Origin of the sequence: Mycobacterium sp. 1274756.6 (assembly GCF_001668625.1) — a bacterium.
In the GTDB taxonomy this organism is placed as follows: domain Bacteria; phylum Actinomycetota; class Actinomycetes; order Mycobacteriales; family Mycobacteriaceae; genus Mycobacterium.
On sequence record NZ_LZLJ01000076.1, the window covers coordinates 19,788 to 31,625 of the forward strand.

Genomic DNA, 11,838 nt, shown 5'->3' on the forward strand with positions numbered 1-11,838 from the left:
TGCCCCATCGCGGGGGAACCGTCAGCCGCGCAGCCGAAATCCTTTCGGGGTGCGGGAGAATCCCGCGCCGAGCAGCGCGGCCGGGCCGGGTGCCTCGCCGGCCTGCAGCACCGGGGTGCCATCGACGCGTTCGACCAGCAGGGCGTCGACCCGCCCGCCGGTCACCGCCTCGGCCAGCGCGCCCGCCGCGGCCTGCAGCGCCTGCGGGTCGGTGCTGAAGGTCAGCAGGGAGCGACCGCCCCGCTCGACGAACAACACCAACTCGCCGTCGACCAGCACCACCAGCGCTCCGGCTTTGCGGCCGGGCCGGGCGGCCGAACCCGCCGGCGTGGCCGACGGCCACGGCAGCGCCGCCCCGTACGGGTTGGCCGGGTCGGCGGCGGCGAGCAGCACCGCCCGATAGGCGCGCTGCTCGGGGCCCACCCCGCCCAGGTAGCCGCGCAGCCGGTCCACCGTCGAGGCCAACGCGAACTGGGCGCCGCCCAGCGACTCCACGAAATAGCCGCGCTGGCAGCGGCCCGCCTCCTCGAACCCGGTCAGCACCGGGTAGAGGCCGGCGAACCCGCCGGGCAGTCCCTCGGCGGCAACCGCGCCGCGGGTCAGCACCCCGTGGCGGTCCAACAGCAGTTCGGCGCGGTGGTGGGCGCGCAGCGTCGCGTCGGGCTCCGGTGTCGGCAGCGCCGACCAGCGGCCCGCGACGGTCGCGTCGACCGCCCGGGTCGCGGCGGCGGCCACGCTGTAGCGGGACAGCCGCGGCGGCCGGCGCCGCTGCCGGTGCGCCGGGGTCGCGCGGGCCCCCGCCCGCCCGGCGGCCAGCACCGCACGCACCGGGGCGAAGGTGTCCCCGGTGATCCAGCCGGCCCAGATCAGCTCCCACAGCGCGGTTTTCAGCTCCACTTCGGCGAGCTGTGGGCCGGGCAGCGCCGCCTCGGCGAGCTGCCGGAAGAAGAACGCGCCGCCGCCGGCCAGCGCGGCCAGCACCGCCCGGTGGGTGTCGGTGAAGTCGATCTCGGTGCCCGGGTTGAGGGTCAGCGGCGCCGTCTCGGCGGTGTGGAACGCCACCCAGCCGTCCGAGGCGGCCGGTCCGCCGGCGAGTGCGCCGGCCCCCGACCACAGCACCTCACCGGAGGCCAGCAACTCGTCGAGCAGCGCGGGGGAGTAGTCGGCGACCCGCGGCGCCAGCACCAGCGGCTCGACCGCCGAGGCGGGCAGCGGCACCCCGGCCAGTTGCTCGACGACCGCGGCCAGCGCGTCGATGCCGCCGCCGCCGGCGCCGTCGCCCACCTGCTGCCAGGCCGGCAGGAACCGGGCGTAGGCGGTGGTGGAGACCGGCTCGACCTGCGCGCGCAGCGCCGCCAGCGAGCGCCGTCGCAGGATCCGCAGCACCTGCGCGTCGCACCACTGGTCACCGCCGGCATGCTCGGCGTCGACGAACTCGCCGCGCACCACCCGGCCGTCGGCGCTGAGCCGGCCGAGGACGTCGGCGGCCACCCGCACCCCGAGCCCGAACCGGGCGGCCGCCGCGGCGGTGGTGAACGGCCCGCGGGTGCGCGCGTAGCGGCCGAGGAGTTCACCCAGCGGATCGTCGACCGGGTGGGTGAAATCGGCCGGCACCCCCACCGGCACCGCCACCCCGACCCCGTCGCGGAGCCGGCCGATGTCCTCGATCGCCACCCACCACTGTGTCCCGGCGAACCCCACCGGCACCACCCGCTTGGCCGCGGCCAACTCCGCGAGCCAGCCGTCGACGGCCGCACCGCCGGCGCGGGCGCTGATCTCCTCCCCGGTCAGCGGGCCGAGCAGCCGCAACAGGTCGGCGACGCCTTCGCCGTCCCGCGCCGCCTTCTCCGGGGTCAGGTGCTGTAGCTGACGGCCGGTGGCGGCGACCACCTCGGGGTCGAGCAGTTCGCGCAGCTCGACCCGGCCGAGCAGTTCGGCGAGCAGCTTCGGGTCCAGGGTCAGCGCGGCGGCGCGGCGCTCGGCCAGCGGGCGGTCGCCCTCGTAGATGAAGGCGCCGACGTAGCCGAACATCAACGACGCCGCGAATGGGGACGGGGTGGGGGTCACCACTTCGGTCAGCCGTATCCGCCGCTGGCCGATGGCCGCCATCAGCTCGGTCAGCGCGGGCACGTCGTAGACGTCCTGCAGCGATTCGCGGATCGCCTCGAGCACGATCGGGAAATCCGGATAGTTGCGGGCCACGTCGAGCAGTTGGGCGGCGCGTTGGCGTTGCTGCCACAGCGGCGAGCGCCGGCCGGGCCGGCGGCGCGGCAACAGCAGGGCGCGGGCGGCGCACTCCCGGAACCGGGACGCGAACAGCGCCGACCCGCCGACCTCGGCGGTGACGATCGGCTCGATCTCCTCGGCGTCGAAGACGAACAGTTCGGCGCCCGGCACCGCGTCGGGGCCGTCCTCGGCGAGGGTGTCGGGCAGATGCACCACGATCCCGTCGTCGGAGGCGGTGGGCTTCTCCTCGACGCCGAAGCGTTCCCGCAGCCGGCGCCCCACCGCCAGCGCCAGCGGGCCGTGCACCCGCAGCCCGTAGGGTGAGTGCAGCACCACCCGCCAGTCGCCGAGTTCGTCGCGGAACCGCTCCACCACCAGCGTGGTGTCGGTGGGCACGACGCCGGTGGCCAGCCGCTGATCGTCGAGCAGCCGCCACAGGTTCTCCCGGGCGTAGTCGTCGAAACCCAGCTCGGCGCAACGGCTTTCGAACGAATCCGGGTCCAGCCCGGCGAGCTCACCGGTGAACCGGCCGACCGCGGCGCCGAGTTCGGCGGGGCGGCCGACGTTGTCGCCGCGCCAGAACGGCAGCCGGCCCGGCTGCCCGGCGGCCGGGATCACCAGCACCCGATCATGGGTGATCTCGGTGATCCGCCAGCTGGTCGCGCCGAGCGCGATGACGTCGCCGGGGCGGGACTCGTAGACCATCTCCTCGTCGAGTTCACCGACCCGGGACGGCTTCTCCGGGTCACCGGCCAGATACACGCTGAACTGGCCGCGATCCGGGATCGCGCCGCCGGAGGTGACGGCCAGCCGCTGCGCGCCCGGCCGCCCGGTCAAGGTGCCGGCGTCCCGGTCGTAGACCAGCCGCGGCCGCAGCTCGGCGAAATCGGTGGACGGGTACTTGCCGGACAGCAGGTCCAGGGTGGCTTCGAACGCGCTGCGCGGCAACGTCGCGAACGGCGCGGCGCGGCGCACCGTGTCGAACCAGGCGTCGACGTGCACCGGCTCCAGGGCGGCCGCGGCCACGGTGTGCTGGGCGAGGATGTCTAGCGGGTTGCGCGGCACCTGCAGGGTCTCGATCTCCCCGGCGCGCATCCGCTCGGTGGCCACCGCGCAGCCGATCAGATCGGTGCGGTGCTTGGGAATCAGCACCCCGGCGGAGACCTCGCCCACTTGGTGGCCGGCCCGCCCGATGCGCTGCAGGCCGCTGGCCACCGACGGGGGCGCCTCGATCTGGATCACCAGATCCACCGCCCCCATGTCGATGCCCAGCTCCAGGCTGGAGGTGGCCACCACCGCGGGCAGCCGCCCGGACTTCAGGTCCTCCTCCACCGCGGCGCGCGCCTCCTTGCTCACCGACCCGTGGTGGGTGCGGGCCAGCACCGGTGGCGCGCCGAAGCTTTGGCCGCTGCCCATCAACTGGGCCGGGGCGCCGCCGGCGACCTGCGGGTTGGCGGCGGCCGCAGCGGCCTCGCCGCGCCGCTCGGCGTGGATCTCGTTGATCCGGGCGGTGAGCCGCTCGGCCAGCCGACGGGAGTTGGCGAACACGATCGTGGACCGGTGCGCCTCGATGAGGTCCACGACGCGGGCCTCGACCTCCGGCCAGACCGTGTTGCCGGCCGGGCCGGCCATGTCGGGCACCGGAACCTGCACGCTCAGCTCGAAGGTCTTGGCCGCCGGCGGCGCGACGATGCGGGTCGGTGCCGCTCCGGAGAGGAACCGGGCCACCTCGTCGGCGGGCCGGACCGTGGCCGACAGCCCGATGCGCTGCGCCGGCCGGGCCAGCAGGGCGTCGAGGCGTTCCAGCGACAACGCCAGGTGGGCACCGCGTTTGGTGCCGGCCACCGCATGGACCTCGTCGACGATGACGGTCTGCACCTCCGCCAACGCGGTGCGCGCCGCCGAGGTCAACATCAAAAACAACGACTCGGGCGTGGTGATCAGGATGTCCGGCGGGTCGGTGACCAGCCGGCGTCGCTGCGCCGGCGGCGTGTCCCCGGAGCGCACCCCCACCCGGATGTCCGGGGCGGGCACGCCGCGGCGCTCGGCGACCCGGCCGATCCCCGACAGCGGGGTGCGCAGGTTGCGTTCCACGTCGACGGCCAGCGCCTTCAGCGGGGAGACGTACAGCACCCGAGTGCCGGTCCCCGCCGGGGCGGCGGCCAGCCGGTCCAGCGCCCACAGGAACGCCGCCAGCGTCTTGCCGGATCCGGTGGGGGCGACGACGAGCACGTTGTGGCCGTCGGCGATCGCGGTCCAGGCCTGCTGCTGCGCCGGGGTGGGCGCGGCGAACGTGCCGGTGAACCATTCCCGGGTCAGCGCGCTGAACCGGGCCAGCGGCTGGTCGGGACGGTCGGCGCTCACCCGGCCATCGTGCCAACCTGCGCCGACACCCGCACCCCGGTTTCGGGCGCGCCGGGTCCGGGTAGCCGGACAGAATCCGCGGTGTTTCGCGGCGGACCTGGGATTGGAGGCAACCTGATGACCGTGTCGGGCAGCGACACCGCGCCGCGGCAGGCCGGACGCACGGTCCCGGCGTGGGTCAACTGGGTGCTGGCGGTGTTGACGGTGCCGGCGGCCGCGCTGGTGATGCTCGTCGCGACCGGGGCGCTGCTCAGCGTGGCGGCCTGCAGCACCACCGCGTGCCCCGAGCTGGGCCGCAGCGGGTTCGTGTTCAACGTGTTGTTCTACGGGCCGGTGGTGGTGGCGGCCGCGACGATCCTGGTCTCGTTCGTCACCGCGGCCAAGCGGTGGGGAATCGCGGTACCGCTGATCGGGCTGGCGCTGCTGGGGCTGGACCTGGCGGCACTGGCCGTCGTGTTCAACACCGGCTGACCCGGGTCAGCTCGCCAACGTCTGCGGCGACAGTTCCTTGGCCATCGTGTCGAACCAGCGCATCTGCCGCAGCGTCTGCGGGTGGCAGCGGGCGGCGACCGCCAACAGTTCGGCGTCGCGGGTCACCTGCGCGCCCTGCGCCACCAGATCCCACTGCAGCGACACGGTCGCGGCCTGCCGGTACAGCGCGACCAGTTCGGCCAGCAGCAGCAGGCTCGGCTCGGGGCGCCGCCCGAGCAGCCGGCTGTTGGCGGTGCGCAGCCACGCCGTGACCCGGTGTATCCGCGGGGGCGCCGCAGCGAGGCGCAGCCCGTGGTGTTCGCCGACGGCGGCCAGCTGACGCAGGTGGCTCTCCGACCAGGCGGCCAGATCCCCGCAGAGGTGGTAGACGTCGTGGTCGGTCTGATGGCGCTGCCCGACCCGGCGCAACCGGCGGGCCAGGGCCGCCTCGGACCGGTGTTGCCGGCGCAGAAGTTCAGCCAGTTTGTTCACGCTGCACCGTCCTTTCGGCGGACTCGCACCGCTGAGGTCTTGAACAGCGGCTGCTTGGACACCGGATCCCAGTCGGTGATGGTGAGCTCGTTGGCCGCCCGGTGATGCCCGCCCGCCGGGCGGTCCCAGTATCCGTAGTGGAACGGCAGGAACGCCACCCCGTCACGGATGTCGGTCAGCCGGGCGGGCGCGGTGACCGATCCGCGCGGTGAGACCAGTTCGACCGCGTCGCCCTCGGCGATCCCGAGCCGGCGGGCGTCGTTGCGGGACAGCTCCACCCACACCTCCGGCGCCGCCCGGTTGAGCTGCGGGGCGCGCCCGGTCTTGGTGCGGGTGTGGAAGTGGTAGACGGTGCGGCCGGTGATCAGCCAGAGCCCGTCGTCCCCGTGCGGGATCTCGTGCGGCGGGAGGTAGCGCGCGCCCCACAGCATCGCCTTGCCGTTCGGGTTCGCCGCGGCGTACTCGGTGGGCTCGACCGCCCCGCCGGTGAGCAGGTCCTTGGTGTAGGTCTCGCAGTAGGACGGCTCGCTGAAGAACCGGCCATCGGTGTAGAGCCGTTCGGTGCCGTCGGGATGATCGGCGTTGCAGGGCCATTGGATTCCGCCGGAGCGGCGCAGCTTGTCATAGCTCAACCCGGTGTAGTCGCAGGGCCGGCCCGCGCTGCACCGCTGCCAGGCGGCGAACGCCGACTCCGGGTCGGACCAGGAGATCAGCGGCGCGCCGTCGTTGTCGCGGAAATCCATCCGGCGGGCGTAGTCGAGGAAGATGTCGAGGTCGGGGCGGGCCTGCCCGGGCGGGTCGACGGCCCGGTCGGAGATGTGCACGGTGCGGTCGACGTTGGTGAAGGTGCCGGTCTTCTCGCCCCAGGCGGCCGCGGGCAGCACCACGTCGGCGAGCTCGGCGGTCTCGGTCAAGAAGATGTCCTGCACCACCAGCAGCAGCCGCTCCTGCCGCAGAATGCTGCGGATACGGTGCAATTCGGGCAGCGACACCGCCGGGTTGGTGGCACTGACCCACAGCAGCCGCAGGCTGCCCTGCTCGGCGAACCGCAGCATCTGCATGGCGTGGGTGGGTTCGGAGTAGTGCGGGATGGTGGCGATGTCGACGTTCCACAGCCGGGCCAGCTGCGCCACGTGCTCGTCGTTCTGCCAGTTCCGGAAACCGGGCAGGTCGCCGTTGGCGCCGCACTCCCGGGTGTTCTGCGCGGTGGGCTGGCCGTTCATCTGCAGCACCCCGGCGCCGGGCCGCCCCAGCATGCCGCGGATCAGGTTGAGGTTGTTGACCTGCACCGCCGCCGCGGTGGCCTGATGGGACTGGTAGAACCCCTGCAGCACGGTGGACAGCAGCCGCTCGGCGTGGCCGACGATGCGGGCGGCGCGGCGCAGGTCTTCGGCGGCGACACCGCAGATCTCGGCCACCCGGGCGGGCGGATACTCGGCCACCGTGGCGGCCAACTTCTCATAGCCGACGACGTGGGCGTCGAGGTAGTCCTGGTCGACCCAGCCGTGGGTGATGACCTCGTGCAACAGGCCGTTCATCAACGCGACGTTGGTGCCGGGCAGCGGCGCGAGGTGCACGGTGGCGGCCCGCGCGACCGGTGTCGGCCGCGGGTCGACGCAGATGATCTGCGGCGGATCCGACCCGGCCAGCCGGTCCAGGATGCGCGCCCACAGCACGGTCTGGGTTTCGGCGACGTTGTGGCCGAACAGGGCGATGACGTCGGCGTGGTCGACGTCGGTGTAGGAGCCCGGCTGCCCGTCACAACCGAACGACTGCTTCAGCGCCCATTCGGCGGTCGCGGTGCACAGCCGGGTGTTGCCGTCGACGTGGTTGGTGCCCAGCCCGCCGCGGGCGATCACCCCGAGGGTGTAGTACTCCTCGAGGAACAACTGCCCGGAGGTGTAGAAGCCGATCGCGGTGGGCCCCTGCTCGCGCAGGAGTTCGCGGCTGCGATCGACGACGGCGCCCAGCGCGGTGTCCCAGTCGGTCTCCACCAGCTCGCCGCCGCGGCGGATCAGCGGCGCGGTGAGCCGGTCACCGGAATGGTTGGCCTGCCAACCGAACAGGTCCTTGGGGTCGACCCGGCCGTGGTTGACCCGGTCGTCGCGCCGGCCGCGCACTCCGACGATGCGCTCTTCTTTGACCGCGATGTCCAGGCCGTCGCCGTTGGAGTGCAGGATGGCGGCCGACGGCACCCACCGGTCGACATCGTCGGCGTCGATTCCGGCGGCCAGGTAGCCGTCGACCCGGGTCGGCCAGGGCTGGCCCGGGGCGTAGGGGGTTCGGACGCCCCACGGGTCGGCGATGCGGTCTGCCATGGCCTCCTCCTCCCGGGCCGGCTCGCCGGCTGTGTCGTCCGATGCGGTTGGCCTACCCGTTTTCCGGTCCGCTATGCCGCGCACGGGGGTATCGTTCCGCTCAGTCGCGTAACGAAGTTTGAGGAGTCGGCCGCTCGGGTATGAGTTCATCAGCCGGCCCGCTCGGGCGGGGCGGTGAACGCTGGCAGGGCCGGCGGAGAAGGGAGCCGCAATGCGTGGAATTCTCGGCGTGGTCGTGCTGGTGTGGTTGCTGATCGGGCTGCTGGCGACCTGGCAGCGCGGCTATCTGCAGAACACCGAAACCAGTTGTGCTACAGCGGGAACGATCGCGGTGACGATCATTTCCGGCCCGTTGAACTATTTCGGCGTCAACCCGAAGGTCACCGATTGCCGGCTGCCCGAACCCAGTTCGATGCAGCCGATCTGGCAAGAGGTCCAACGAGAAATGGAGTTGTCATGATAGTGCTCGGCATCATTTTGTTGATTCTCGGTTACGTGCTCGCCATTCCGGCGCTGTGGACGATCGGGATCATCCTGCTGGTGATCGGTGCGATCTTCTGGCTGCTGGGTGCGGTGGGCCGGCCGGTCGCCGGCAGACGCTACTGGTTCTGACCGCTACCGGCCGTGCCGGGCTCGTCGTGGCTCACGATGAGCCCGGCACTGCTGTCACGGGGTAGCGCAGCGTCGCGGCGACGCCGTCGGCCGGGTCGATGCGCTCGTCGGTGCGCACCACCGTCGCGCCCACCGTCAGCGCGCCGGCCGGCAGCGCCTCGTCGGCACGCACGGTGTGAGTGGGTTGGGCGCCGTATGCGGAGAGCGTGTCGGGATCCGGTGCGATCACCGTCACCTCGGCGTCGGTGACCACCGTGGCGTCGCCGAGTTCACCGATGATCAGCGTTTCGACCGCACCCTGGTTCACCGCCGAACAGACCGGCCCCAGACCCGCCACGGCCAGCCCCTCGGGCCGGTCGATCTCGGCGCGGAACCGTTGCGCCGCGGCGTCGATCTCGCCCAGCCGGTGTTTGAGCAGTTCGGCCTCGATGCCGTCCTGCACTTCGTCGAGGTCGTGTCCGCTGTCCCGCGCGCCCACCGGCAACACCACCACCCGCTCGGCGATCCGGTCGGGCAGGGCGGCCGTCACATCGCTGCGCGACCCGACCTCGCCGACCAGGAAGACCGGGTCGGCGCCGGTGTCGTCGACCAACTCGGTGATCCGCACCGCGACGGCCCGGATGTTCTTGCGCGCCGCCTCCTCGCTGCGCGGCTGCGGATCCTTGTACCCGGCGGTTTCCGCGCCGGCGGCCTTGTGCACCGGGTAGCCGCCGCCGTCGACGGTCTCGGTCTGCAGCCGGCCGTCGCGGTGCACGGTGAGATCGGCGCCGCGGTGGTCGACCACCGCCAGCAGGTATCCCGACCGGTCGTAGCCGTGCTCGATCAGCGGCACCAGGTAGGGCAGCGCCGAGACCCGCACGATCGGCGGGGTGGGCCGGATCAGATGCTCGTTGAGCAGCACGCCGTCGGCGTCGGCGATGACGGCCCGCCCGCTCGAGCCGACCGGTGACCGTAGCTCGAACACGGCGCGCTCGACGGCGGCGATGACGGCCTCGTCGGCGCCGCGCTCGGCCAACTGCTCACGCACGGCCCGCCATTTGAGGTCCAGCTGGGCCGCGGCGTCCTCGGTGTCGTGCGAATCGTCGAAATAGACCGATGCGAACGGCCGTCGTCCGGCCAGCAACGATCGCAAGCGTTCAGCGTCCATGGCAGTCGGGTTGCCGGGGGAGGTGCCGACCAAACGTGGGGCGGGTCGGCCTGATTGCCGGGGGATGGTTGCGGGTAACCGCCGCAGTGTGAACGAGAACGCTCCGGTGCCAGACGCCCTCGCCTACCGGGCCCGGGCAGAGGCCGACGCCTACCGCGGTGACCAGCCCCGCCCCCTCGGCGGGTATGTGGTGGTGCTCGGCGTCTACACCGCGCTGGTGGCGGTGACCGCGGTGCTGGCCGCGGCCACCGGCCGGTCCTTGCCGGACCGCTGGCGGGTCCAGGATCTGCTGTTGGTGACGTTGGGCACCCACAAGCTGTCCCGGACCGTCACCAAGGACGCGGTGACCAGCCCGCTGCGGGCTCCGGTGGCCCGGTACGCCGAGACCGGCGGTCCCGCCGAGGTCAACGAGGACGCCCGCCGCGACGGGCCGGTGCGGCACAGCCTGGGGGAGTTGCTGACCTGCCCGTTCTGCCTGGACATGTGGGCCGCGACCGCGTTCGTCATCGGGCTGCTGTTCGCCCCGCGGTTGACGCGGCTGGTTGCCGGCGGGTTCAGCGCGGTGGCCGGAGCAGACTTCCTGCAGCTCGCCTACGCCCGCGCCCAGCGGCTGGCCGAGCAGTAGACCAATCGACCCCACGACCGCGGAGGAATCATGCCCAAGACCACCAAGAGCGGCGCAGCCAAGCGCGACGAACTGCCCAGCACGCTGCGCCGCTCCGACCGCAAGGCGCAGCGCACCTTCGCCAAGGCCCACGACTCGGCGTTGAGCGAGTACGGCAGTGAGAGCCGCGCCCACCGGGTGGCCTACGCCGCGCTGAAACACAGCTACGAGAAGGTGGGCGACCACTGGGAGGCCAAGAAGCGGCGCGGCCCGTCGGATCGCCGCGCCGAGGGCGGCGGGCCGAACAACCGCGGCCCATCGGCCGAAGGCGTCGACGCCAACGCCAGTAAACGGCACCTGTTGGACCTGGCGCGTCGCCTGGACATCAGCGGGCGGTCGACGATGAACAAACCCGAACTGGTCGAGGCGATCAAAAAGCACAACCGTCGGGTCCGAGCGCGCTAAAGTCGCAGCGCGACCGTGTTTAGAAATTCTGAGGCGGGGGCATTGTTGTGGCCATGAACGCACGTCATCACACTCGTTTACTCGCCCGCGTCCTGGGCTCGGCGGCGCTCGCCGCCGGCGGCATCGGGACGCTGGCTCTCACGTCCACCACCGCGCCGCCGGCGGCCGCCGCGCAGTGCCCCGACGTGGAGGTGGTCTTCGCCCGGGGCACCGGTGAGCCGGCCGGGCCGGGCCCCACCGGACAAGCCTTCATCGACGCCCTGCGCTCGCGCCTGCCGGACAAGTCGATGGATGTCTATTCGGTCAACTACCCGGCGACCGACCAGTGGGCCACCGGCGTCGACGGCATCCGCGACGCCGGCGCCCACGTCGTGGACACGGCTAACACCTGCCCGAACACCAAGATGGTGCTGGGCGGCTATTCGCAGGGCGCGGCGGTGATGGGCTTCGTCACCTCCGCGGAGGTGCCCGAAGGGGTCGACCCGGCCACGGTGCCCAAACCGCTGGACCCGTCGGTGGCCGAGAGTGTGTCCGCGGTGGTGCTCTACGCCCTGCCGAACGTGCGGGCGATGAACTTCCTCAACGAGCCGCCGGTGGCCATCGGCCCGCTCTACCGGGACAAGACGGTTCAGCTGTGTGTGCCTGAAGACGCGGTCTGCTCGCTGGGTCTGGACTTCGGTGCGCACAACAGCTACGCGAACAACCCGGCGGTGATCAACCAGGGCGCGGACTTCGCCGCCGCCCGGATCAACGGCGTCCCGGTCCCGCCGGCGCCGGAACAGCCGGCGATCGTGCCGCCCGCCCCGCCGGCGACGTAGTCCCAGACCGCCGGGGACATCGCCGCCGCCGCGGCCGCCTCCAGTCCGGCGAACGTGATCGGCAGCGCCGGGTTCTCCCCGTGCCGGCCATCGCGGTAGATCTCGTCCTGGTATTGCGCGAACGCCATGACTCAGGGTTGCCCGGCCCGCGGGCCGGGCAAACGACCTGAGCTCAGTTACCGAAGTTCACCGGCGCGGGCGGCGGGGCCGGCGCAGGCGGCGCGGGCGGCGCACCCGGCGCAGGCGGCGGGGCGGGCGACGAGCACACCCAACGCGCGAACTGCGCGGCGTTTCAGCGCTGGGGACTGATCCCGCGGATGC

At 72.6% G+C, this 11,838-nt stretch carries 10 protein-coding genes; 6 read left to right on the forward strand and 4 right to left on the reverse strand.

What is annotated here, in order from left to right; translation table 11 throughout:
* Positions 1 to 21: 21 nt before the first annotated feature.
* Positions 22 to 4,590 carry an ATP-dependent helicase gene (locus tag A5643_RS11855; protein ID WP_066855416.1) on the reverse strand — a complete coding sequence of 1,523 codons (4,569 nt, stop codon included), beginning with the start codon at positions 4,588 to 4,590 and terminating at the stop codon, positions 22 to 24.
* Positions 4,591 to 4,707: 117 nt separating this feature from the next.
* Here A5643_RS11855 and A5643_RS11860 point away from each other — a divergent pair, with 117 nt between their 5' ends.
* Entirely contained in the window at positions 4,708 to 5,061 is a 354-nt protein-coding gene (locus A5643_RS11860) for a hypothetical protein (RefSeq protein ID WP_066855419.1), read from the forward strand.
* Between the two features lie 6 nt (positions 5,062 to 5,067).
* Here the strand turns inward: A5643_RS11860 and A5643_RS11865 are convergent, their stop codons facing one another.
* Positions 5,068 to 5,553: a hypothetical protein gene (locus tag A5643_RS11865; RefSeq protein WP_066855422.1), complete on the reverse strand. Its 486-nt coding sequence runs from the start codon at positions 5,551 to 5,553 to the stop codon at positions 5,068 to 5,070.
* Positions 5,550 to 7,871: a molybdopterin oxidoreductase family protein gene (locus A5643_RS11870; RefSeq protein WP_066855425.1), complete on the reverse strand. Its 2,322-nt coding sequence runs from the start codon at positions 7,869 to 7,871 to the stop codon at positions 5,550 to 5,552. Before A5643_RS11870 ends, A5643_RS11865 begins: the two co-directional genes overlap by 4 nt.
* Positions 7,872 to 8,082: 211 nt before the next feature.
* Here A5643_RS11870 and A5643_RS11875 point away from each other — a divergent pair, with 211 nt between their 5' ends.
* On the forward strand, positions 8,083 to 8,331 hold the full coding sequence (locus tag A5643_RS11875) for a hypothetical protein (RefSeq protein ID WP_066855428.1): 249 nt from the start codon (positions 8,083 to 8,085) through the stop codon (positions 8,329 to 8,331).
* Positions 8,328 to 8,483: a DUF6131 family protein gene (locus tag A5643_RS18470; protein WP_197497717.1), complete on the forward strand. Its 156-nt coding sequence runs from the start codon at positions 8,328 to 8,330 to the stop codon at positions 8,481 to 8,483. Before A5643_RS11875 ends, A5643_RS18470 begins: the two co-directional genes overlap by 4 nt.
* 31 nt (positions 8,484 to 8,514) lie before the next feature.
* On the opposite strand, the gene A5643_RS11880 is transcribed toward A5643_RS18470, so the two are convergent.
* Positions 8,515 to 9,630 (reverse strand): Rv2629 family ribosome hibernation factor, encoded by a 1,116-nt coding sequence (locus A5643_RS11880; RefSeq protein ID WP_066855431.1) that lies wholly within the window; start codon positions 9,628 to 9,630, stop codon positions 8,515 to 8,517.
* Positions 9,631 to 9,736: 106 nt separating this feature from the next.
* On the opposite strand from A5643_RS11880, the gene A5643_RS11885 reads away from it, so the two are divergent.
* Genes A5643_RS11885 through A5643_RS11895 form a run of 3 tightly spaced genes read left to right on the forward strand, consistent with a single transcriptional unit; the run spans position 9,737 to position 11,517 of the window.
* Positions 9,737 to 10,255 carry a DUF1360 domain-containing protein gene (locus tag A5643_RS11885; protein WP_231995543.1) on the forward strand — a complete coding sequence of 173 codons (519 nt, stop codon included), beginning with the start codon at positions 9,737 to 9,739 and terminating at the stop codon, positions 10,253 to 10,255.
* Between the two features lie 30 nt (positions 10,256 to 10,285).
* A complete protein-coding gene (locus tag A5643_RS11890) occupies positions 10,286 to 10,699 on the forward strand; it encodes a ChaB family protein (protein WP_066855437.1) in 414 nt (137 codons plus the stop codon).
* Positions 10,700 to 10,752: 53 nt separating this feature from the next.
* Positions 10,753 to 11,517, forward strand: coding sequence for a cutinase family protein (locus A5643_RS11895; RefSeq protein WP_066855439.1), 765 nt, complete (start codon positions 10,753 to 10,755; stop codon positions 11,515 to 11,517).
* The last annotated feature ends 321 nt before the right edge of the window (positions 11,518 to 11,838 follow it).